This is a genomic window from Prauserella cavernicola, assembly GCF_016595675.1.
In the GTDB taxonomy this organism is placed as follows: domain Bacteria; phylum Actinomycetota; class Actinomycetes; order Mycobacteriales; family Pseudonocardiaceae; genus Prauserella_A; species Prauserella_A cavernicola.
The window spans coordinates 437,262-458,648 of record NZ_JAENJH010000003.1 but is presented as its reverse complement, the minus strand read 5'-3'; the positions used below and the strand labels follow the sequence as shown (position 1 = coordinate 458,648).

Below are 21,387 nucleotides of genomic sequence, written 5' to 3'. Positions count from 1 at the left end.
CAGGCCAGTCGCTCGGGCGGGTGAGCTGACTCACCGATCTCAAGAAAACACTTGTCGAACTCGGTGACTCGTGAAAGCATTCACAAGCACCCCAAGAAACGACCGCCATGACGATGGCGCGGGACAACCCGTGCCTTAAAAGGAGCTCAAGGAAATGGACTGGCGCCACCGCGCGGCCTGCCGAGACGAGGACCCGGAACTCTTCTTCCCTGTGGGGACCAGTGGTCCTGCTCTGTCGCAGATTACCGCGGCGAAGTCCGTGTGCCACCGCTGCACCGTTGCCTCCGACTGCTTGGCCTGGGCTTTGGCCAGCGGTCAGGACGCCGGCGTGTGGGGCGGCATGAGCGAGGACGAGCGGCGCGCGCTCAAGCGTCGCCGTGCCCAGATCGGCACGCGCAGCAACTTCTGATCACAATCCAAGCGAATACCTTTTGCCGCGGAATGCGGTAACGCAATTCGAATTGCGGCAAAAGGTTTGAGGGCCGGCATCCGTCTCGGGTGCCGGCCCTCAAGCTTGTGAGCACCGCAATCACCACGAAGGCCGCTCTCCCAGGTGAGGAGAGCGGCCTTCGTGCCGTTTGTGCTGGAAAGCGCTAGACGCGTCGGCTCAGCGGAATGCGCAATGCCGCTTCCGTTCCGGTTCGACGTCCGCCCTGCGCCGCGGAACCGTCCTCGCGCAGCCCGCGCAATGACAGCGAACCGCGCAGTTCCGACTCCACGAGGGTGCGCGCGATCTGCAGCCCGAGTCCGTCGGCCCTTTCGAGGGAGAAACCGGCGGGCAGGCCCTTGCCGCTGTCGCGCACCACGATGTCGAGCCAGCGAGCCGAGCGCGACACGTCGATCACGACCTCGCCCGACTTGCCGGGCGTGAAGGCGTGTTCGACGGCGTTCTGCACCAACTCGGCCATCACCATCACCAGCGGCGTGGCGATCTCGGCGACGACGACTCCGAACGAACCCGACCGTGTGAGCTTCACGTGCGATTCGGCCGTCGCCACCTCGCCGACCATCGGCAGGACGTTGTCGAGCAGCTTGTCGAGGTCCACGCGCTCGTCGACCGACATCGACAGCGCTTCGTGCACCATCGCGATGGACGACACCCGCCGCACCGACTCGCCCAGCGCCTGCTTCGCCTCCGAGCTCTGCGTACGGCGCGACTGGAGCCGCAGCAGCGCGGCGACGGTCTGCAGGTTGTTCTTGACGCGGTGGTGGATCTCGCGGATCGTCGCGTCCTTCGACAGCAGCGCACGGTCACGCCGCTTCACCTCGGTGACGTCACGCGCCAGCACCAGCGCGCCGGAGGGACGGCCCGCCGGTCGCAGGGGCAGCGCGCGGAACAGCACCACGGCTCCCCGCCGCGACTCCACCTCGGTGCGGGTGCCCGGCTTGCCGTCGAGCGCGTCGAGGATCCGGTGCGAGACCTCGGTGGCGTCGAAGGGGTCGCGGATCAGCGAGCGAGTCAACGGTGCCAGCCGCGTGCCGATCAGATCGGACTCGTGGCCCATGCGGTGGTATGCCGACTGCCCGTTGGGGCTCGCGAACACCACGGTGCCGCTCTGGTCGAGCCGCACCAGTCCGTCGCCCACCCGCGGGCTCGTGTGCACGTCCGTGCCGCCGTCGGGGCTGGGGAACGTGCCGTCGGCCATCATCTGGCACAGATCCGCCGCGCTGCCGAGGTAAGCGATCTCGAGCGGGCTCGGCACCCGCGGCGACGCGAGGTTGGTCTCCCTGCTCAGCACCGCGATCACCCGCTCGCCGAACCGCACCGGCACGGCCTCCCTGCGCATCGGCAGGTCGCGGTACCAGTGCGGGTCCTCCTCGCGGCAGAGCCGCACCTCGCGCATGGCGCGCATGAGCTGCGGATGCTCCTCCGTGGTGAACCGAGTGCCGACGACGTCCTCGGGGTGCGCGGTGGGCCCGGTCGTCGGCCGCACCTGGGCGACACAGACGAAGTCGCCGTCGCCCTCCTCGACGGGCACCCACATGAGGAAGTCGGCGAAGGAGAGATCAGCCAGCAACTGCCATTCGGCGACGACCAGCTGCAGGTGGTCGACCGCCTCACCAGGCAGTCCGGTGTTCTCGGCGAGCAACTCTGCCAGAGTGGACATGGCTTATTCGACCACCGAACGTCAATCCCGGGTCACGGTGAGCAGGCGCGCACACCGTTCAGCGCCATACAACCAGAGCGCGCCACCGCAGGCACACCTCTGGAGGACAGCATCACTCCACATGACACACTGGATGGAGCCAGTCATGGAGGAGTGAACATGTCGAAGCGTGCCCGTAAGCGTCGCGACCGGAAGAAGAACGGCGCGAACCACGGCAAGAAGCCCAACGCCTGAGCAGGCGAAAACCGCGAGCGGCCCCGGCACCTGAACAAGGTGCCGGGGCCGCTTCGCGTGTGCCGGTGCTGTCAGTCCCTGAGTTCCCTGACCTCCTGGACGGTGACCTCGGTCTCGGAGAACTGGATTCCGCCGCGATCCTCCACCGTCTTGCGGATCGAGGCGCGCAGGCGGCTCTTCAGCTCCGCCGGAGCGTGGTCACCACCGCACTTGCGCGCCAGCAGCTGCTTGAGCTGCTCGTCGATGCCGTACTCCTCGAGGCACGGAGGGCAGTCGTCGATGTGCTTGCGCAGCTCCTCGTCCCGCTCGGGGCTGCACTCCTTGTCGAGCAGGAGAAAGATCTCGGCGAGAGCCTGCTCGCAATGGACGTTGTCCGGCTTTCCGGAACCATCGAGAGCGCTCATCGTCCTGCCACCTCCTGCTGGGCGGAACGCATGAACCCACGATCCCTGGCGACGTCGGCGAGCAGGCCTCGAAGCTGGCTGCGCCCGCGGTGCAGACGCGACATCACCGTACCGATGGGGGTGTCCATGATCTCTGCGATTTCCTTGTACGCGAAGCCCTCGACGTCGGCGAGGTACACGGCGAGCCGGAACTCCTCCGGCAGCTGCTGCAACGCGGCCTTCACGTCGGTGTCCGGCAGGTTGTCCATCGCCTCGACCTCGGCGGAACGGAGCCCGCTCGACGTGTGACTCTCCGCCTGGGCGAGCTGCCAGTCCGTGATCTCCTCGGTCGGCTGCTGCAACGGCTGCCGCTGCCGTTTGCGGTAGCCGTTGATGTAGGTGTTGGTGAGGATCCGGTACATCCAGGCCTTGAGGTTCGTGCCCTTCTTGAACGAAGAGAACGCTGCATAGGCCTTGAGGTAGGTCTCCTGCACGAGGTCCTCGGCGTCCGCGGGGTTGCGCGTCATTCGCAACGCGGCCGAGTAGAGCTGGTCGAGCAGCGGCATGGCGTCGCGTTCGAACCGCTCCGCCCGCTCCTGCTCCGGCTCGTTCTCGGTCCCGGCCTGGGTGGCCGTGGGCTCCGCGGGGTTCTGAGTGCTCGGCAAACCTTTCCCTTCCAGATCGGCGCGCTCGCGCCGGCGTGTGGTGCCCGCAGCCGACGAATGGTGTGTCGGTTCCAAGGGTACGCGGGAACGGCTGGCTGTTCTGGTCAGAGTGGTCGGCACGACTTGTGTAACGCGTGCGGTCACCGGCGAATTCCGGACCGATAAGATGCCTGGTCGTGGCGGGTAAAGGAACTCCGGCGACACTGTTGCTCGCGAAGCGGAAGATCACGCACACGGTGCACAGCTACACCCATGATCCGAGGCACGATTCGTTCGGCACGGAGGCGGCCGAGGCGCTCGGGGTCGACCCGGCGCAGGTGTTCAAGACGCTCGTCGCCGAGGTGGACGGCAAGCTCACCGTCGGCGTCGTGCCCGTGACCGGTCAGCTGGATCTGAAGGCACTCGCCGCCGCCGTCGGCGGCAAGCGGGCGAAACTGGCCGACGCGGGAGCCGCGCAGCGCGCCACCGGCTACGTACTCGGCGGAATCTCGCCTCTGGGCCAGCGCACCCGGCTGCCACTGGTGGTCGACGACTCGGCGCAGCGGTTCGCCACCGTGCTCTGCTCGGGAGGCCGACGCGGGCTGGAGATCGAACTGGCGCCCGCCGACCTGGTGACACTCACCGGCGCGACGGTGGCCCCGATCGCGGCCTGAGGCTCACGTCACCAGCGGACGCAGCACGCGGCCGAGCCACTCCGACGCGGCTCGCGACACCCCTTCGAGGTCGGCCTTGAGGCTGTGATCGCCGGGCAGCACCACGATCTCGTGGTGCGGACCCGCCTCCGGCCTGCCGAACGGGTCGCGCTCGCCCTGCACCACCAGCGTCGGCACCTCGACGCCGTCGAGCTCGGGCTGCCTGGTCTTCTCCGGCTTGCCGGGCGGGTGCTCCGGGAACGCGAGGCACAGCACGGCGGCGGCCTGGCCCTGCGCGGCGGTGCGGCACGCGACCCTGGCGCCCGACGAGCGACCGCCGAACACGAGCGGAAGCTCGTCGAACCACGTCCCGGCCAGGTCCTCGGCCACGGCGAGCCACGCCGCGTCGAGCTGCTTCGCCGGCGCGGGAGCACGCCTGCCCGCGACGCGGTACGGCTGCTCGACCAGCGCGACGTGCACACCGGAGTCGCGGGCCGCGCGCGTGACGGCCACCAGGTCCGGCGCCTCGATCCCGCCACCGGCACCGTGTCCGAGCAGCAGCCCCGCGTAGCCCTCGTCGGCGCAGTGCAGTTCGGCACGGGCCGGGCCGTGCGGGGTCTCGATGGTCTTGCTGGTCATTTCGGATTCGGCACGTCGAACAGCGCGCCGTCATCGGCACTGTCGGCACCGTCGGCGCTGTCGAGGTTCGCGGCCTCGGCCTCGGCGCGCGCGAGGAGCTCAGGACCGTTGTTGCGCACGCTGTTGACCCTGGTGGACACGGGACGCAGCTCCAGCGAGTCGGCCCAGTCGACGCCAGGCGGCTCGAGCAGCCCCGCCGCGTCGGTGCGGTCCGGGTCGAGCCAGTCCTGCCAGCGATCACCGGGCAGGACGAGCGGCATGCGGTCGTGGATGCCCGCGAGCTGGCCGATCGCGTCGGTCGTGATCACCGAGCACGTGATCAGCGGCGGCGCGTCGGGCTCACCCTTCGGGTCGCGCCACGTCTCCCAGATGCCGGCGAACGCCAGCGAGGAACCGTCACGCGTGGTCATGTAGAACGGCTCCTTGGGCGTCTTCTTGGCCGCGCCCTCGACCGGCCGCCACTCGTACCAGCCGTCGGCGGGGATGAGGCAGCGGCGGCGCGTGAGCGCCTTGCGGAACGCCGGCTTCTCGCTGGCGGTCTCGGCGCGCGTGTTGATCATGCGGCTGCCGATGCCCGCGTCCTTCGCCCAGAACGGCACGAGGCCCCAGCGCATCACCCGCAGGCTGCGCACGGCGGGCTCGTCCTCCTGGACGTTGCCGTCGGCATCGCGCGGATGCCGCTCCACGACGCTGACGACGTTCTTGGTCGGCGCGACGTTGTAGTTCTCGGTCGGCGCCTGCCCCTCGGTGCCGTCGGCCGCGTCGAACTCCTTCATCAACGTGGCCGGGTCCTTGGTGGCGGCGTAACGGCCGCACATTGAGATCGGCCTCCCCTTGTTCGTGGCTGTAGAGCGCCATCGTGGCACGGTTGGTGGGCCCTGGCGAGCGCCATGGGGGATCATCGGTGCTGGTATCACCACGACCGGAGGGTGTGACGGTTTGGCCCGCAGCGACTGGCGCAAGCTCGACGAGAGCGATGTCAGGGTGCGTCCCGGCAAGGGGACCCGCCCTCGGAGCAAGCGCCGCCCGGCCCACGCCGACGCGTCACCCGCCATGGTGACGGGCGTCGACCGCGGGCGCTGGACCTGCGCGGTCGACGGAGACCCCACGCGGGTCGTCACGGCCATGCGGGCGCGCGAGCTCGGCCGCACGCCCGTGGTGGTCGGCGACACGGTCGGCCTGGTCGGCGACGTCAGCGGCAGGCCCGACACGCTCGCCAGGATCGTGCGCGTCGACGACCGCGACAGCCTGCTGCGGCGCACCGCCGACGACACCGACCCGTACGAGCGCGTGGTCGTCGCCAACGCCGAGCAGCTGCTCATCGTCACCTCGCTCGCCGACCCACCGCCCAGGACCGGGTTCATCGACCGGTGCCTGGTCGCCTGCTACTCGGGTGGCCTCGAGCCGGTGCTGTGCCTGACCAAGGCCGACCTCGCCGATCCCAGCGAGCTGCTCGCCTCCTACTCCGACCTGGCCGTGCCCGCGATCGTCACCCGGCACGACGAGGAACCCGAGGGCCTGCGCGAACGGCTCGACGGCCATGTCTCCGCGCTGGTCGGGCACTCCGGCGTCGGCAAGTCGACGCTGGTGAACCGCCTCGTACCGGACGCCGGCCTCGCGACCGGGGTGGTCAGCGCGGTCGGCAAGGGCAGGCACACGTCGGTCAGCGCCGTCGCCCTCCCCCTGCCCGACGGCGGCTGGGTGATCGACACCCCGGGTGTGCGCTCGTTCGGCCTCGCCCACGTCACCGCCGACGACATCGTGTCCTCGTTTCCCGAGTTCGCCGAGGCAGCCGAGGAGTGCCCCTCCGGCTGTGGTCACCTCGGCCCGCCGGAGGACCCGGACTGCGCGCTGGACGAGGTGGTCGGGACCGGTCAGGCGCGGCCCGGCAGGCTCGAGTCGCTGCGCAGGCTCCTGGCCTCACGTGCCGGTCTCGAGCAGCAGTGAAGCGCCCGAAGGTTATGGCGATGTAAAAGCTCGCAGGTGAGCATGGAACCCTCAAGGGAGTTCGTCCGTCCCATGTGAAGCGGGCGGACAGCCCACACGTACAGACTTACAAGGGGACTTCATGCGGAAGACGGCTTTGGCGGCCAGCGGTTTCGCGCTGGTCATCGCGCTCAGCGGCTGTGGCAGCGACGGCGACAACGGCGGAGCCCTGGGGGGTAACTCGGGCGGCGACGCCTCCTCCAACTTCTTCAGCGACCCGCAGCAGCTCGCGGCCGCCGCATCCGAGAAGACGACCGAGGCGAAGTCGTCGAAGTTCTCGATGGACATGAACATGGCCGGCATGCAGATGACGGCCACCGGTGAGGCCTCCTACGAGGGTGCCGACACCAAGATGTCCATGAACATGGACGCCATGGGCCAGACCATCGAGATGCGCCTGGTCGACAAGGCGATCTACATGAAGATGCCCGGCATGGAGGCCCAGACCGGCGGCAAGCAGTGGGCGAAGCTGCCCACCGACGGCAACGACCCCATGTCCAAGCAGCTGGGCAGCTCGATGGAGCAGAGCGACCCGACCAAGATGCTGGACTTCATCAAGGACGCAGGCGAGATCACCAACAGCGAGCAGACCAACCTGGAAGGCCAGGAGGTCACTCACTACACGATCGACCTGGACTTCAAGAAGATCGCCGGCGAGATGGGCACCACGTCCGACATCCCGCAGGAGCAGCTCGACCAGCTCCCCGAGAAGCTGCCGATGGAGCTGTGGCTGAACAGCGACCAGCTGCCGGTCCAGGTCGTCATGGACATGGGCAAGATCATGGAGTCCGCCGGCGCCGGTGGCCAGGAAGCCAAGATGACCATGAAGTACACCGACTGGGGCACCGACGTCAACGTCGAGGCGCCGCCCGCCGACCAGGTCGGCGAGATGCCGGTCGGCTGACGCCACACCGGACACACGAATCCCCCAAGGGCACCGAGCCCTTGGGGGATTTCGTTTGCTCAGCCCATGTGCGGATAGGTGATCGACGTCGGCGCGTCGAAGGTCTCCTTGATCGAGCGCGGGCTGGTCCAGCGCAGCAGGTTGAACATCGAACCCGCCTTGTCGTTGGTGCCCGACGCCCTCGCCCCGCCGAAGGGCTGCTGGCCCACGATCGAGCCGGTCGGCTTGTCGTTGACGTAGAAGTTGCCCGCCGTGAACCGCAGCGCCCGGTGCGCCTGCTGCACCGCGGCCCGGTCGTCGGCGAACACCGCGCCCGTGAGCGCGTACGGCGCGCTGGTGTCGACCAGCTCGAGCACGCGCTCGAACTGGTCGTCGGGATAGACGTGGACGGCGAGGATGGGTCCGAAGTACTCGGTGGACAGCACCTCGTGCGCGGGGTCGTCGGTCACCAGCACGGTCGGCTCCACGAAGTAGCCGATCTGGTCGTCGCACCCTCCGCCGACCAGTACCTCCAGCGCCGGATCACCGTCCACACTCGACAACAGCGCCTTGTGCTTCGCGAACGCCCTCGCGTCGATCACCGCTCCGCCGAAGAGCGAGAGGTCCGAGACGTCGCCGTACTTCACCGTCCTGGTCAGGTCCGCGAGCTGCTCGCGCACGCCGCCCTCCCATAGCGACCGGGGCAGGTACGCGCGGGAGGCCGCGGAGCACTTCTGGCCCTGGTACTCGAAGGCACCGCGCACGAGCGCGGCGACGAGCTTGTCCGGGTCCGCCGACGAATGCGCCACGACGAAGTCCTTGCCGCCGGTCTCGCCGACGATCCTCGGGTACGAACCGTAGTGGTCGAGGTTCTCCGCGATCGTGCGCCACAACAGCTTGAACGTGGCTGTGGAACCCGTGAAGTGCAGGCCGGCGAACCCGGGATCGGCGAGGGCGACCTCACTGACGGCCTGGCCGTGTCCGGTCACCAGGTTGATCACCCCTGGCGGCAGCCCCGCCTCCTCGAACACCTGCATCGTGAAGTGCGCGGCGAGCTGCTGCGACGGCGTCGGCTTCCACACGACCGTGTTGCCCATCAGTGCCGGCGCGCTGGGCAGGTTGCCCGCGATGGCGGTGAAGTTGAACGGCGTGATGGCCACGACGAAACCGTCGAGCGGCCGGTACTCCATGCGGTTCCAGGCGCCGGGCACCGAGTTCGGCTGCTCGGCGTGGATGCGCCGCGCGTAGCTCGCGTTGAACCGCAGGAAGTCGATCAGCTCGCACGCGGCGTCGATCTCGGCCTGCTGCACCGACTTCGACTGGCCGAGCATGGTCGCGGCGTTGATCGTGTCGCGGTAGGGGCCCGCGAGCAGGTCGGCGGCCCGCAGGAACACGGCGGCGCGCTCGTCGAACGGCAGCTCCTGCCATTCGGTGGCCGCGGCCTTGGCGGCGCGCACGGCCTCGGCGACGTCGTCGTGGGTCGCCTGCGCGCTCACGCCCAGAACATGTCCGTGGTCGTGGGGCTGCACGACGTCGAACGGCTGTCCTCCCGCGAGGGAACGCCTGCCGCCGATGGTCTGGGTCAGCTCGTGCTTGTCGCTCTTGAGCTCACTCAGTCTGCGCTGGAGCGACTCACGCTCCGCGGTGCCGGGCGCGTACGTGCGCACCGGTTCGTTTCTGGGTGCCGGTACAGCTGTGACGGCGTCCATGGTCAGTATCGCCTCCGAATCCTCCGCTTCGTGGGCGGCCTGACCTCATGGTTACATGAGCTCGAGCAGGAAGGGCAGTTCCTGAGGCGCGTACCAGGCGAGCTCGTGATCCTCGACATCCCCGAGGGTGAATTCGGCGTCCGGGTCGCCCAGATCCGCCGCGTCGATCACCTCGGCGGCGGCCAGCACGGCCGGCTCCGCCTCGGGGGCGTCGACGTGCACGGCAGCGACGTCCGACAACGCGACCGGACCCGACAGGCGCACCACGGCGTGGTCGAGGTCAGGGCGCAACGTCGCGTTCTCCACGTCGGCGGAGATCACGACCCGCCTCGGCAGCGCCTTGTCCTCGCCCTCACCCTCCTGGGCGGTGGCGATCAACCGCAGGGAGGCGCGTGCCGCGTCGAGCAGCGCCGCGTACTCCAGTTCCTCCGTCGAACCGCTGACGTAGGACTCTCGCAGCGCCGGGGTGAGCGCGAACCCGGTGCCGCTGAGCGGCCGGAACTCACCATCGGCGACCAGTTGCCGCAGAATGCCGATCGTCGCAGGCAGGTAGACCCTCACCAGTTCGTCCCCTTCAGTTCCTCCAGCGCCTCTTCGATCATCTCCGCCACCACACCGACGTCGTACAACGCCTTGCGATCGCCGTTGAGTCCGAAGTAGACGCCTCCGTGGTACGAGGTCACCCCGATCGCCAGCGCTTGGTCGCGAGCGAGCGGCATCACCGGATAGATCGCTGCCATCCTCGCCGACCCGGCGTAGACGGGTTCCTGCGGGCCCGGTGAGTTGGCGACGAGCACGTTGAAGATCCGCCCCGAGAACGACCCGGCGGCGCGCGCCGCGAGCGAGTGCATGGTCGCGGGAGCGAATCCGCCGACCTTGAGCATGGCCCGCGCGGCCACCGAGCGCTCGGCGTCGAGCTGTTCGGCCATCGCGTGCGCGATGTGCTGCAGCCGCAACACCGGGTCGGCCTCGCCGACGGGCAGATCCACCAGGTAGGGCTTGACGGCGTTGTTGACCAGGCCTGCCGAGGAGAACTCGGCCGAGTCCGGGTCGAGCACGGCCAACGGCACGAGCGCGCGCACGGTCGCCTGCGGGTCCGGCGTGCGCCCACGCGACCCCAGCCACGCGCGCAGCGCGCCGGTGAGCACCGCGAACACGGCGTCGTTGACGGTGCAGCTGTGCTGGGCGCGGATCTTGCGGAAGTCGTCAAGGCTCGTGCGCAGGCCCGCGAAGACCCGGCCGCCGGAGACGTGGCAGTTCAGCGGGCTCACCGGCGCGGGCTTGGCGACGATGCGCAACGCCGAGGCGATCCCGCCGACCGTGCCGACGGCCCGCTCGGCGGTCGCCGTGAGGTCCCTGGCCGCCGAGCGCGCGTTCTCGACGAGCTCACCCGGCCGCTGCACGGCCTCGCCGATGGCGTCGAGTACCAGCTGTGCGCGGTTGGGTGGCCTGCGCGGCGCCCACGTGTCCTCGCCGGGGTCGCGGTCGGCGGTGGCGGCGTCGAGGATGAGCTGGGCCAGGTCGACGGTGCCGATGCCGTCGACCAGCGACTGGTGGGTCTTGGTGACCAGCGCGACGCGGTTGTCGGTGAGGCCCTCGATGAAATACGTCTCCCACAGCGGGCGCTCACGGTCGAGCGGCCGGGCCATGAGCCGCGCGACCAGGTCGAACAGCTGCTCGTCGGTGCCCGGAGCGGGCAGCGCCGAGCGCCGGACGTGGTAGTTGAGGTCGAAGTCGACGTCGTCGACCCACACCGGTCTGGCGAGGTGACCCGGCACCGGCAACGCCCGCTGCCGGTAACGGGGCAGGTACCCGAGCCGCTGGTTGACCAGCGCGAGCAGGGCGCTGTAGTCGAAACCGGCTCGGGGTCGGTCGAAGACGGCCACGCTGCCGACGTGCATCGGCGTGGCCGGTTCCTCCACGTACAGGAACGAGGCGTCCAGCGCGGAGAGACGGTCGGACATGAGCCGATCCTGGCACAGATGGGAGACTTTCCGCCGTGGGTGACGAAGCCGCGGTGTCCCCGAAGGACCGCTTTCTGACCGTCTACGGGCGCAAGCCCGTACTCGAGGCACTGACCGACCCGACGTTGAATGTCGACAAAGTGATACTTGCCGACGTCGCGCGGGGACCGGCGGTGACCGAGATCGAACGCGCTGCCAGGTCCGCGGGCGTCCAGGTGCAGCGGGCCACCGCTCATCGCGTGAAAGTGCTGGCGGGCAACGGCAAGCAGGACCAGGGTGTGCTGGCCGATGTGGTGGTGCCCCGGATGCGGCCGCTGGACCTCGCACTGGCCGAGAGCACACCGCCGTCGCCGGTGCTCGTGCTGGACGGCATCACCACACCCGCCAACGTCGGGATGATCCTGCGCACGGCCACCGCGGCGGGCTTCGGCGGTGTCGTGGTGCCCCGGCGAGGCGTGGCGACGCTGGATCCGCTGGTGGTGAAGGCCTCGGCGGGCGTCGCGTTCAAGGCGCCGGTGCTGCGCTGCATGACCGCGGCCGACGCCGTGGAGCAGCTGACCGACGCCGGCTACTCGATCTACGCGCTGGGCGCGTCGGGCGCCGAGTCGCTGTTCGACCTCGACCTGCCCTCGCGCACCGCGTTCGTGCTCGGCGGCGAGAGCGAGGGCGTGAGCGAGGAGGTCGCCCGCTACGTCGCAGGCTGGGTGTCCATCCCGATGCCGGGAGACGTCGAGTCGCTCAACGTCTCCGCAGCGGCGGCCGTGGTGTGCTTCGAGATGGTGCGGCGCGGCTGATCAGCCGGCCAGCGTGGTGCGCAGCTTCTCCAGTGTCGCGCTGATGGCCGAGGGACTGCCGGGCGCGATGTGGATCTCCGTCTCGTCCCCGGAACCGCTGGTGTAGTTGAGGTAGCGGCCCCAGTCGGTGTCCACGTAGTGCAGCGGCGCCTCGAGCCTGTCGTAGCGGCCGAGCTCGTCGCGCTCCGCGACGTAGAGCTCCCCGCCGCCGCTGACGGGCCGCTGGACGACCTTGACGATCTCGGCGACGTCCGCGGGCAGACCCCGTCCGTGCCCGCTGCGACCGGCCTCCTCCAGGTCGATCACGCGCACCGACCACTGCGTGCCGCCGCCGGGAACGAGCTCGGGAAGCTGCTCCACGAAGGCGTCGGCGAGCTCGTTGCGGCCGACGGGCGTGAGCGTGACCCAGTCGCCACCGCGCACGGCGAGCACGCCCTGGACGCCGCGAGCGGCGGCGAGCACGCCCCACGTGGTGTCGGCGTGGGAGATCCAGCCGTAGTACTCGAGCGAGGCCGTGGTGAGCAGCGGCAACCAGTCGAGCAGCTCCACCTCGACGCGTCCGCGCCGGTCGACGAGCCCGGCCTCGGTGAGGCTGCGGGTCAGGGCCGCTTCGAGCGCGTCCTGCTCGTGGTCGGGCACCCACCGGGGTTCCGGCTGCAGTACGACGTGCAGCGTGCCCAGCCGTTCGCGGTCGACCAGGCCGCCGAGTACGTCGAGCGGGAGCTCGACCCTGTTCGGTCTCACTCGCCGATCACCGGCGGCGAGGTCTTGCCGAGGTCGCCGATGAAGACCTCGTCGGGGTCGTTCTCCTGCAGGTACTCGGGGCGCTGGTGCTCCTCGTCCTCCTCGCGGTTGGCGCGGCCGGCACCGGCGGGTCCCATGGCGCCCATGCCGGCGCCCCTGGTGCCCGAGGCGCCCTTGGCGGCGGCCGACTCGGCGGCGGAGGCGGCACCGCCGGGCATCGCGGCCCCGGTGCCCTTGCCCGCACCGAGGGCACGTGCGGCGGCGTCTCCGGCGCTCCCGCCGGAGCCGACGCCTCCGACGCTTCCACGCCCGGCGCCACCAGCGCCCGAGCCGGATCCGCTACCGGGCCCGTAGAGCCGGCTGCCCGCACGCTCACCGGTGCCGCGGGAGGTGCCGGAACCGGTCCCGGTGCCGGTCCTGGGTGTGGCCGTGGTGCCGAACGACGTGCGTCCCGGTGTGTTCCCCGGCCGCGAGGTGTTGCCGGTCGACGACGTGCCACCGACGGGAACAGCCCCGGCGGCGGTGACGCCCGTGCCGGGAGACGGCGCGGGAGCCGGGGGCGGCGTCCCGGCCGACGGGCCGATGGGCCCCGGAGCCGGCGCGGGCGCACCGGATCCGGTCGCAACGGGCGAGCCGACGTTGGGCACGGCCCCGCTGACCGGCCCGCTCCCGGGCTGCACCCCGCTACCGACGGGCCCGGCGACCGTGGAACTGCGGGTGGTGGTGTCGGAGTAGGTGAGGTCGCCGGAAATGGCGTTGGGCGCGGACCCGGAAGCAACGGAGATGGCCGCGCCACCCGGCTGCATGACGCCATAGCTGGTGGGGAAGCTGGAGTTGCTGTTGGTCTGGTTCGAGTACGCGCTCATCACGTCGACGTTGTTCTGCGCCGCACGATTGTGGGCCTCGACACCGGACTGGTACGACTTCAGGTCGTCCGATGCCATGAACGGACCGGCCACCGGGATCGCCGCCTTGAGCCCCGTTGTCCACGGGTTCGGCTTCTCGGGAGCCGGTGGCACGGGCTCCACCGAACGAGCCGCGCGATTCCAGTCGCCCGACTGAGTCTGCACCGAGTCGACGGTGGCATCGATGTTCCCAGCCGATTCCAGCAGCGCAGGCTTGAGCGGCCCCGCACCTTCGCGAGCCGCAGAGGCACCGTCTCCGGTCCAGGCCGATCCCATCCCTTCCTGGATCTGGACGATCGACTCGGCGCGGTTCTTGTACGTCTTCTGCAGCTTGAGCAACTCGCCGGCGAGCTGCTCAAGCCTGCTCGTGCCCTTGCCCTGCTGGAAGTTGTCGTACACCTGCTCGCCGTTCATGGACATCTCAGGAGCCCCCCTTCAACGTGTCGATCACGGCGCCGGCAACGCTGTGAGCGCTCTCGCATGCCTTGTCGGGTTCGTCGAAATAGCCACTCGCGGCGACGTAGAAAGAAAGATCGTCAGCGATACCGACCATCAGGTTGCACTGGCCGCGGTCCCTACGGTCGTCGACGTCCGCATACGCGGCCGGATAGTCGTCGACGGTCGTGAACTCCCAGAACCCGAACCATTCCCCCGAGGTGTACAGCTGGTAGCCATGCCGGAGACCGCCAGGGCCGTCCTTGCGCGCCTCCGTCTGGACTCCGATGGCGATCATCTCGGCGCTGCCCCTGTTGGACCAGCTGCAGCCGGGCCCCGTGAGTTCTGTCGCGCTGTTGTTCGCTTCGTTCTGCGTCTCACCCGGTTTCTCGAACCCCAAGTTCGCGAGCACCGCTTGCGGCGCGAGCCGGCAGGGGTCGTCCAGGTACGCGGACGGATCGAGCGGTTCGGTCACCACCGGAACCTCGTCAGCAGGACTGTCGGCAGTGCCCGAAGTCGCGGCGGAGGGCGTTTCAGCCGCCGGAGTGCCCCCTTCGGTTTGTGTACAACCGGCGGCCAGCAACAGAGCAAGGCCGGACGCGAGGATGGGCAAACGGCGCATCGCGGTCACTCGGACGATCCCACGTTGGCGAACGGGTCGACGTTGTCGGCCTCAGTTCGTTCGATCCCCGTCTTTGCGGCTTTCAACCTGTCGATGAAGTCGGCGATGTAGATCTGCACGGAGTCGTTGTACTCCTGCAAAGATCCCAGCCCATCCCAGAGCACCTTGACGTAGTTGCTGCTCGGTTCGTCCTCGGAGGGAGCGGGCAGCATCGCGAGCAAGGTATCGAGTGCGACCTTGTCCTGCAGGCAAGCCTCCAGCAAATCCTCCCACTGGCCGATCACCGAGTCGATCTGTTCTTTGTCGAACGTCCACGACCCTCCCTGGGCCTGCGGGTTTACGGCATCGATCCAGCTAGTGCCCCCGTACACCTTCTGGACGTCCTCGACCGCGCTGCCCGCGTTCGCGAACACGTCGGTCAGGCCCTTCTCGCCCGAGACCTCTCCGGCCATCCCATCTCCCAGCTGCGCGTGACCATCCGGTTTACGAGAGTAGCCGAACGCTTCGGCCCCCGTCAGTCGTTCTCACCCAGCAGCCACGGGAAGAGTGCTCGCAGCTCAGCGACGGTTTCGGGCACCGACGTGTGCCGCACGCCAACCATGCCGGCGGCCACCGCGCCTGCCACGTTCGAGGCCGCGTCGTCGACGAGTACGCACCCCGTCACCGGCAGGCCGAGCCGGTCCGCCGTCAGGCGGAACACCTCCGCGTCCGGTTTGGCGACGCCCACCTCGCCCGAGAAGACCAGCGTGTCGAACCAGCCCTCCAGCTGCCGCCGGACCGACCCGCCACCCGCCGCGTTCGACAGCAACGCCGTACGCACTCCGCCGTCGCGCGCCGTGTCGAGCAGGGCCAGCAGGTCCGGCGCGTCGGCGTCGGTCAGCACGCCCGCGTAGTCCACGACGATTCCGTTGAGCACCAGCGCACGCTACCGCGCCAAGTTGTGGATCACTCGGGCCGTGAATGCTCCGTTGACATCCGCACACCTGCGATTGTGGTTGAACATCGCGCATTCAAGTTCCCTCATACCTCATTCCGCCGGATTCCGGCACCTGATTCGCGCTTTTCATCAACTCGGGGGCCTTGTGGGTCCACTCGCGCATTTTGTCCGTCTGCTTCTACAGGGTGGCAGGGGGCCATCCGAGATGAACGGTCCAGAAACAAAGGGGGACTGAGTATGATCACCCATTCGCCGTTGAGAGGACTACTTCCACTCAACGCTTATGAACCAGGGAAAGGCGAAAAGCCTTCGAAGCCGGCCGATCTGCCGGATGGGCAACTCACGCTGGACGACCTGCTCGCCGAGATTCCCGCGCAGCGCCCCACGGGCAGGCCACGCCCGTTGCTGCAACGGCGCCAGCTGCACCATGTGCTGACCGCGATGCTGGAGGTACACGCGGGCCGCAGGCCGGCCGTCCAGCTTGGACAGTGGCTAGTGCCCGCGCTGCAACACGCGATGCGCGACCGCGCCCGCGTGCGGGGTCCGCGCTACACGCTGCACAAGGTCTACACGTGCAGGCCACGTGAGGACGTGGTGGAGGTGTGCGGCACCGCCGACACCGGTCAGCGCGTGCTGGCCGTGACCGCGCGGTTCGAACACCGCAGGGACAGCTGGCGTTGCACGGCCTTCACGGTGCTCGAGCCCAGGCGGCGCGTCCCGCGTTAGCCGCCAGGAAAGTACCCCGCACAACGAACCCGGCCCGCGCCGAATAATGGCGCGGGCCGGGTCAGTGCTGCTGGCTCGTCAGCGACGAGCGCCCTTCTTCGACTTCTTCGCCTGCTCCCTCGCGGCGGCACGGCGCTCGCGGCGCGAGCTCGAGCCGCCGGAGCCGCCCTTCTCGCCCTCGCTGGTGCCGCGCTTCTCGACACCGCCGTCCTCGGCGGGGCCGGAGTAGGTCAGCGCACGCTGGCCGTCACCGTCGAGGCCCTTGCCCCGCAGCGCCGACGGCACCGCCTGGCGCTCGTCGGTCGAGCCCGTGTCCGGCTGCTCGGGAACCGGCCTGGCGTGCCTGCCGCCCTGCTGCGCCTGCTGACCGTTGCCGCTCGCGGCTGCCGCCGCGGCGGCAGCGGTCGCCGCTGTGGTCGGAGCCGCGGCCGCGGCAGGCTGGGCCTGCTGCTGCTCGGCCTGCTCGACCTGCAGGTTGAACAGGAAGCCGACGGCCTCCTCCTTCAGCGAGTCGAGCATCGCGTTGAACATGTCGAAGCCCTCGCGCTGGTACTCCACGAGCGGGTCGCGCTGCGCCATCGCGCGCAGGCCGATGCCCTCCTTGAGGTAGTCCATCTCGTAGAGGTGCTCGCGCCACTTGCGGTCGAGCACCGACAGCACGACGCGGCGCTCGAGCTCGCGCATGGCGCCGTCGCCGACCTTGCCGTTGATGTCGGCCTCGCGCTGCTCGTACGCCTGGGCGGCGTCGTCGAGCAGGATCTCCCGGAGACGGTCGGCGTCGAGGTCGTCCTCCTCTTCGGCAACGTCCTCCCACTGCACGTTCACGGGGTACAGCGTCTTGAGGGCGGTCCACAGCTTCTCGTGGTCCCAGTCCTCGGCGTAGCCCTCGGAGGTCGCGCCGTTGACGTAGGCGCTGACCACGTCGCGGATCATGTGCTCGACCTGGTCCTGCAGGTCCTCGCCCTCGAGGACCCTGCGGCGCTCGGCGTAGATCACCTTGCGCTGCCGGTTCAGGACCTCGTCGTACTTGAGGACGTTCTTGCGGATCTCCATGTTCTGCTGCTCGACCTGGGTCTGCGCGCTCTTGATCGCGCGGCTGACCATCTTGTGCTCGATCGGCACGTCGTCGGGCAGGCGCATGGTGGTCATGACGCGCTCGACCATCGCCGCGTTGAACCGGCGCATGAGCTCGTCGCCCAGCGACAGGTAGAAGCGCGACTCACCGGGGTCGCCCTGACGACCCGAGCGGCCTCGCAGCTGGTTGTCGATACGGCGGGACTCGTGCCGCTCGGTGCCCAGCACGTAGAGACCGCCCGCGTCGCGGACCTCCTCGGCCTCGTCGGCCACGTCGGCGGTGACCTCCTCGAGCACGGCGGGCCAGGCGGCCTCGTACTCGGCCGAGTTCTCCACCGGGTCGAGGCCGCGGTCGCGCAGCACGTCGTCGGCGATGATGTCGGGGTTGCCGCCCAGCACGATGTCGGTACCGCGACCGGCCATGTTGGTGGCGACCGTGACGGAGGCCTTGCGACCCGCCTTGGCGATGATCAGCGCCTCGCGGTGGTGCTGCTTCGCGTTGAGCACCTCGTGCGCGACACCCAGCTTGAGCAGGAGCTTCGAGAGGTGCTCCGACTTCTCGACACTCGTGGTGCCGACCAGCACCGGCTGGCCCTTCTCATGGCGCTCGGCGATGTCCTCGGCGACTGCCTCGAACTTCGACTGCTCCGTCTTGTAGATCAGGTCGGCCTCGTCGGCTCGCACCATCGGCCGGTTGGTCGGGATCGGCACGACACCCAGCTTGTAAGTCTGGTGGAACTCCGCCGCCTCGGTCTCGGCGGTACCGGTCATGCCTGAGAGCTTGTCGTAGAGGCGGAAGAAGTTCTGCAGCGTGATCGTGGCGAGAGTCTGGTTCTCGGCCTTGATCTCGACGCCTTCCTTGGCCTCGATCGCCTGGTGCATGCCCTCGTTGAAGCGGCGGCCCGCCAGGATGCGGCCGGTGAACTCGTCGACGATGAGCACCTCGCCGTTGCGGACGATGTACTCCTTGTCCTTGTTGTAGAGCTCCTGGGCCTTGAGTGCGTTGTTCAGGAAGCCGACGAGCGGCGTGTTGGCCGCCTCGTACAGGTTGTCGATGCCGAGCTGGTCCTCGACGAACTCGACGCCCTGCTCGGTGACACCGACGGCACGCTTGCGCTCGTCCACCTCGTAGTGGGTGTCGCGCTTCATCAGCGGCGCCATGCGGGCGAACTCGGTGTACCAGCGCGAGGACTGGTCGGCGGGACCCGAGATGATGAGCGGGGTCCTGGCCTCGTCGATCAGGATCGAGTCGACCTCGTCGACGATGGCGAAGTTGTGCCCGCGCTGCACGCAGTCGTCGAGGCTCCACGCCATGTTGTCGCGCAGGTAGTCGAAGCCGAACTCGTTGTTCGTGCCGTAGGTGATGTCGGCGTTGTAGGCCGCACGGCGCGATGACGGGGGCATGTCGGACAGGATCGAGCCGACCTCGAGCCCGAGGAAGCGGTGGATGCGGCCCATCCACTCCGCGTCTCGTTTCGCGAGGTAGTCGTTGGTGGTGACGACGTGGACGCCCTTGCCGGAGATGGCGTTGAGGTAGGCGGGCAGCACCGAGGTCAGCGTCTTGCCCTCACCGGTCTTCATTTCGGCGACCTGGCCGAGGTGCAGCGCGGCTCCACCCATCAGCTGGACGTCGAAGGGCCGCTGACCGAGGACGCGCTTGGCGCCTTCTCTCGCGACGGCGAACGCCTCGGGCAGGAGGTCGTCGAGCGATTCGCCGTCCTCGTTCCGCTTGCGGAACTCGGCCGTCTTGGCCCTCAGCTCGTCGTCCGAGAGGTCCTTCACGTCGTCTTCGAGGGAGTTGATGTTGTCCGCGATGCGGCGCAGCCGCTTCACCATCTTGCCCTCGCCCGCACGGAGCAGGCGGTTCAGAAGCATCCGGGTCGACCTCGCTAGCTGTATCCGGTGGTCGTCGTCGCAGCACCCCAGCGGGCGCCGGGCAGCTTGGACGCGCGGCCCGTAGACCGCGCAGTACTCCCCATCGTAGGGAATCTCGCCACCTGCGTGCACACGGCGTCGCGAACGGGCACCACACGCTGTCCGCATCGACGCAGGCCGACGGCCCGTGCGCAGCTGCGCACGGGCCGTCGGATCGGTTCGTCGAGGGTCGGACGGGAAACGTCAGCCCAGGCGGATCACGCCGTAGTCGAAGCCCTTCCTGCGGTAGACGACGCTCGGCTTGCCGGTGTCCGAGCAATTGAAGAGGTAGAAGTCGTGCCCGACCAGCTCCATCTGGTAGAGGGCCTGGTCGACGGCCATGGGTTCAGCGGAATGTTGCTTCTCGCGAACGATGCGACCCGGCTCGTAGTCGGTCACACCGTCGTCCCAGCGCTGCTCGGGAAGCTCGATCTCTTCGGCCGACACGGCCTCCATCGGCTCGGCGGGCGCCTCCATGACCGCTGTCGCGGCGGACCGCTGTGCGCCTGCGAGCGGGTCGGAGGAGCCGGCCGCCATCGCGGCGGGCGATGTCGCTTCCGCGACCGATTCCGGGGAGCGGCGACCGTAGTGGACCCGCCGCCGGTCGTGCATCCGGCGCAGCCGGTTCTCGAGTTTGCTCACGGCGGAGTCGAGTGCGGCGTAGAAGTCGCCTGCACAAGCAGCGGCCCTCACGGCCGGGCCCTTGCCCTTGCTCGTGATCTCGACGCGCTGGCAGTTCTTGGACTGACGCCGGTTCGGCTCGTGGAAGAGTTCCACGTCGTAACGAATGACTTTCCTGTCGTAACGCTCCAGCCGCGCCAGTTTCTCGCTGACGTGGAGCCGGTAGTGCTCAGGCACCTCCACGTTGCGACCCTTGACCACGATGTCCATACACGACCTCCCTCGCTGATTGCTGCGAGTTACTTTCTGGACGAAAAGCGCCGGGGGTTGAGGGGAAAAGCGCCGTCACGACATCTCGCGTGCGCTCCCGCCGGGGTCAGATTTCCTCCGGCGCTAGGGACAATGGCTCGTCACCTCCCTGCGTGCCGGGATTGCTGTTAGCGGAGCACGTTAGCCCGCTTGCCTGACTTAGAAAAGCCCCCGAGGCGGGGGACGTCGAACGGTGAGTGGCGGTCACGATCCGCAGTGAACTCAGGGGTTTACCGGCCCCGTCGCGCCCCGTTCGGAGCAGTGCCCGGGGGGCTCGTTCATCCGCACGGCGGGCAGGACACACACCGGCCCGCTTTCGCGGGACAGCGGGCCAGCTCATACCGGTCCAACGTCCGGCATTCGACCGAAGGTTCCCTGCCACCCGATCGAGTGAAAATTTCTGACCGCGCCACCCACTCAGGCTGCGGTGAGCACGAGTACGGCGCTCACAGTGAATCCGCCGTGTGCCAGTACCCGCGCGCAGGCCTCCACTGTGGCCCCCGTGGTGACGACGTCGTCGAGCAGCACGACGGGAGCGCCGGAAGGCGGCGATCCCTCGGCGCACAACCGCAGCCTGCCGCGCAGGTTCGCCGCCCGCTGGGCGCGGTCGAGGCCCACCGCGTCCCTGGCGCCGCGCCCGAGTTCGAGCGCGGGGGCCACGGCGGCGGGGTGTCCGGCTTCGGCCAGCCGGGCGGCGCACCGCCTCGCCAGCCGGGTCAGATGGGGCCCGCCGCGCGCTCTGGAAGCCGAGCGGCGCGAGGGCACGGGCACTAGCCACCACGTCCCGTGCTCGTCCGGTGTCGCGCCCGGCAGGCCGGGCAACGCGGCGGCCAGCTCCCCGCCCAGCGGGTCGGCGAGGTCGCGGCGGCCGCCCTCCTTGTAGGCGAGCACGAGCCGTCTGGCCACGCCGTCGTAGGCGGCCAGCGCGTGGCAGCCGGAGCGGCCGGACACCGGCGCACGCGGGTCGAACGTCCGCGCGCACTCACGGCAGCACGCCGGTCCCGGCGCGCCGCAGCCCGCGCACGACGTGGGCAGCAGCAGGTCCAGCGTGGTCCTGCCGATCGAGGAGAGTCGACGGGTGAACATGGCGGCGAGCATGCGGC

23 protein-coding genes are annotated in these 21,387 nt (G+C 69.2%); 7 read left to right on the top strand and 16 right to left on the bottom strand.

Annotation, left to right across the window (positions count from 1 at the left end):
- Nucleotides 1–154 precede the first annotated feature (154 nt).
- Entirely contained in the window at nucleotides 155–409 is a 255-nt protein-coding gene (locus JHE00_RS15520) for a WhiB family transcriptional regulator (protein ID WP_110337660.1), read from the top strand.
- Between the two features lie 184 nt (nucleotides 410–593).
- On the opposite strand, the gene JHE00_RS15515 is transcribed toward JHE00_RS15520, so the two are convergent.
- Nucleotides 594–2,108, bottom strand: a complete 1,515-nt coding sequence (locus JHE00_RS15515) for a sensor histidine kinase (RefSeq protein WP_200318763.1) — start codon at nucleotides 2,106–2,108, stop codon at nucleotides 594–596.
- Nucleotides 2,109–2,267: 159 nt separating this feature from the next.
- Between JHE00_RS15515 and JHE00_RS36080 the strand changes: the two genes are divergently transcribed.
- Entirely contained in the window at nucleotides 2,268–2,342 is a 75-nt protein-coding gene (locus JHE00_RS36080; RefSeq protein WP_098515123.1) for a 50S ribosomal protein bL37, read from the top strand.
- Nucleotides 2,343–2,413: 71 nt separating this feature from the next.
- Here JHE00_RS36080 and rsrA read toward each other — a convergent pair whose 3' ends face one another.
- Nucleotides 2,414–2,746 (bottom strand): mycothiol system anti-sigma-R factor, encoded by a 333-nt coding sequence (rsrA, locus tag JHE00_RS15510; RefSeq protein ID WP_200318762.1) that lies wholly within the window; start codon nucleotides 2,744–2,746, stop codon nucleotides 2,414–2,416.
- The gene (locus JHE00_RS15505; protein ID WP_200318761.1) at nucleotides 2,743–3,390 is read right to left on the bottom strand and encodes a sigma-70 family RNA polymerase sigma factor; all 648 of its coding nucleotides are present in this window, start codon (nucleotides 3,388–3,390) and stop codon (nucleotides 2,743–2,745) included. Before JHE00_RS15505 ends, rsrA begins: the two co-directional genes overlap by 4 nt.
- 176 nt (nucleotides 3,391–3,566) lie before the next feature.
- Here JHE00_RS15505 and ybaK point away from each other — a divergent pair, with 176 nt between their 5' ends.
- Nucleotides 3,567–4,043 (top strand): Cys-tRNA(Pro) deacylase, encoded by a 477-nt coding sequence (ybaK, locus tag JHE00_RS15500; protein WP_200318760.1) that lies wholly within the window; start codon nucleotides 3,567–3,569, stop codon nucleotides 4,041–4,043.
- 3 nt (nucleotides 4,044–4,046) lie between these two features.
- Here the strand turns inward: ybaK and JHE00_RS15495 are convergent, their stop codons facing one another.
- On the bottom strand, nucleotides 4,047–4,661 hold the full coding sequence (locus tag JHE00_RS15495; RefSeq protein WP_200318759.1) for an alpha/beta hydrolase family protein: 615 nt from the start codon (nucleotides 4,659–4,661) through the stop codon (nucleotides 4,047–4,049).
- Nucleotides 4,658–5,479 carry an SOS response-associated peptidase gene (locus JHE00_RS15490; RefSeq protein WP_200318758.1) on the bottom strand — a complete coding sequence of 274 codons (822 nt, stop codon included), beginning with the start codon at nucleotides 5,477–5,479 and terminating at the stop codon, nucleotides 4,658–4,660. Before JHE00_RS15490 ends, JHE00_RS15495 begins: the two co-directional genes overlap by 4 nt.
- A gap of 121 nt (nucleotides 5,480–5,600) precedes the next feature.
- On the opposite strand from JHE00_RS15490, the gene rsgA reads away from it, so the two are divergent.
- Together rsgA and JHE00_RS15480 are read left to right on the top strand one after the other, a co-directional pair.
- Nucleotides 5,601–6,608: a ribosome small subunit-dependent GTPase A gene (gene rsgA / locus JHE00_RS15485; RefSeq protein WP_200318757.1), complete on the top strand. Its 1,008-nt coding sequence runs from the start codon at nucleotides 5,601–5,603 to the stop codon at nucleotides 6,606–6,608.
- A gap of 121 nt (nucleotides 6,609–6,729) precedes the next feature.
- Nucleotides 6,730–7,551, top strand: a complete 822-nt coding sequence (locus tag JHE00_RS15480; protein WP_200318756.1) for an SCO4651 family lipoprotein — start codon at nucleotides 6,730–6,732, stop codon at nucleotides 7,549–7,551.
- Between the two features lie 59 nt (nucleotides 7,552–7,610).
- Here the strand turns inward: JHE00_RS15480 and pruA are convergent, their stop codons facing one another.
- The 3 genes from pruA to JHE00_RS15465 are packed head-to-tail and all read right to left on the bottom strand — an operon-like array spanning nucleotide 7,611 to nucleotide 11,203.
- A complete protein-coding gene (pruA, locus tag JHE00_RS15475) occupies nucleotides 7,611–9,239 on the bottom strand; it encodes an L-glutamate gamma-semialdehyde dehydrogenase (RefSeq protein WP_200318755.1) in 1,629 nt (542 codons plus the stop codon).
- 51 nt (nucleotides 9,240–9,290) lie between these two features.
- Nucleotides 9,291–9,800, bottom strand: coding sequence for a DUF6912 family protein (locus JHE00_RS15470; protein ID WP_200318754.1), 510 nt, complete (start codon nucleotides 9,798–9,800; stop codon nucleotides 9,291–9,293).
- Complete coding sequence (locus tag JHE00_RS15465; protein WP_200318753.1) at nucleotides 9,797–11,203, bottom strand: WS/DGAT/MGAT family O-acyltransferase; 1,407 nt, start codon at nucleotides 11,201–11,203, stop codon at nucleotides 9,797–9,799. Before JHE00_RS15465 ends, JHE00_RS15470 begins: the two co-directional genes overlap by 4 nt.
- Nucleotides 11,204–11,238: 35 nt before the next feature.
- Here JHE00_RS15465 and JHE00_RS15460 point away from each other — a divergent pair, with 35 nt between their 5' ends.
- Entirely contained in the window at nucleotides 11,239–11,997 is a 759-nt protein-coding gene (locus JHE00_RS15460) for a TrmH family RNA methyltransferase (protein WP_200318752.1), read from the top strand.
- Here JHE00_RS15460 and JHE00_RS15455 read toward each other — a convergent pair whose 3' ends face one another.
- From JHE00_RS15455 to JHE00_RS15435, 5 genes are all read right to left on the bottom strand, one after another.
- A complete protein-coding gene (locus tag JHE00_RS15455) occupies nucleotides 11,998–12,741 on the bottom strand; it encodes an ESX secretion-associated protein EspG (protein ID WP_200318751.1) in 744 nt (247 codons plus the stop codon).
- Nucleotides 12,738–14,066 (bottom strand): hypothetical protein, encoded by a 1,329-nt coding sequence (locus tag JHE00_RS15450; protein WP_200318750.1) that lies wholly within the window; start codon nucleotides 14,064–14,066, stop codon nucleotides 12,738–12,740. Before JHE00_RS15450 ends, JHE00_RS15455 begins: the two co-directional genes overlap by 4 nt.
- A gap of 1 nt (nucleotide 14,067) precedes the next feature.
- Nucleotides 14,068–14,703 carry a DUF3558 domain-containing protein gene (locus JHE00_RS15445; protein ID WP_230424419.1) on the bottom strand — a complete coding sequence of 212 codons (636 nt, stop codon included), beginning with the start codon at nucleotides 14,701–14,703 and terminating at the stop codon, nucleotides 14,068–14,070.
- Between the two features lie 5 nt (nucleotides 14,704–14,708).
- Nucleotides 14,709–15,155 carry a hypothetical protein gene (locus JHE00_RS15440; protein WP_200318748.1) on the bottom strand — a complete coding sequence of 149 codons (447 nt, stop codon included), beginning with the start codon at nucleotides 15,153–15,155 and terminating at the stop codon, nucleotides 14,709–14,711.
- 62 nt (nucleotides 15,156–15,217) lie between these two features.
- The gene (locus JHE00_RS15435) at nucleotides 15,218–15,619 is read right to left on the bottom strand and encodes an HAD family hydrolase (protein WP_200318747.1); all 402 of its coding nucleotides are present in this window, start codon (nucleotides 15,617–15,619) and stop codon (nucleotides 15,218–15,220) included.
- A gap of 258 nt (nucleotides 15,620–15,877) precedes the next feature.
- On the opposite strand from JHE00_RS15435, the gene JHE00_RS15430 reads away from it, so the two are divergent.
- Nucleotides 15,878–16,366, top strand: coding sequence for an Rv3235 family protein (locus JHE00_RS15430; protein ID WP_200318746.1), 489 nt, complete (start codon nucleotides 15,878–15,880; stop codon nucleotides 16,364–16,366).
- A gap of 78 nt (nucleotides 16,367–16,444) precedes the next feature.
- Here the strand turns inward: JHE00_RS15430 and secA are convergent, their stop codons facing one another.
- The 3 genes from secA to JHE00_RS15415 form a co-directional block, all read right to left on the bottom strand.
- Nucleotides 16,445–19,315: a preprotein translocase subunit SecA gene (gene secA, locus JHE00_RS15425; RefSeq protein ID WP_200318745.1), complete on the bottom strand. Its 2,871-nt coding sequence runs from the start codon at nucleotides 19,313–19,315 to the stop codon at nucleotides 16,445–16,447.
- A gap of 243 nt (nucleotides 19,316–19,558) precedes the next feature.
- A complete protein-coding gene (gene hpf, locus JHE00_RS15420; RefSeq protein ID WP_200318744.1) occupies nucleotides 19,559–20,245 on the bottom strand; it encodes a ribosome hibernation-promoting factor, HPF/YfiA family in 687 nt (228 codons plus the stop codon).
- 456 nt (nucleotides 20,246–20,701) lie between these two features.
- A complete protein-coding gene (locus tag JHE00_RS15415) occupies nucleotides 20,702–21,370 on the bottom strand; it encodes a ComF family protein (protein WP_200318743.1) in 669 nt (222 codons plus the stop codon).
- Nucleotides 21,371–21,387: the final 17 nt, after the last annotated feature.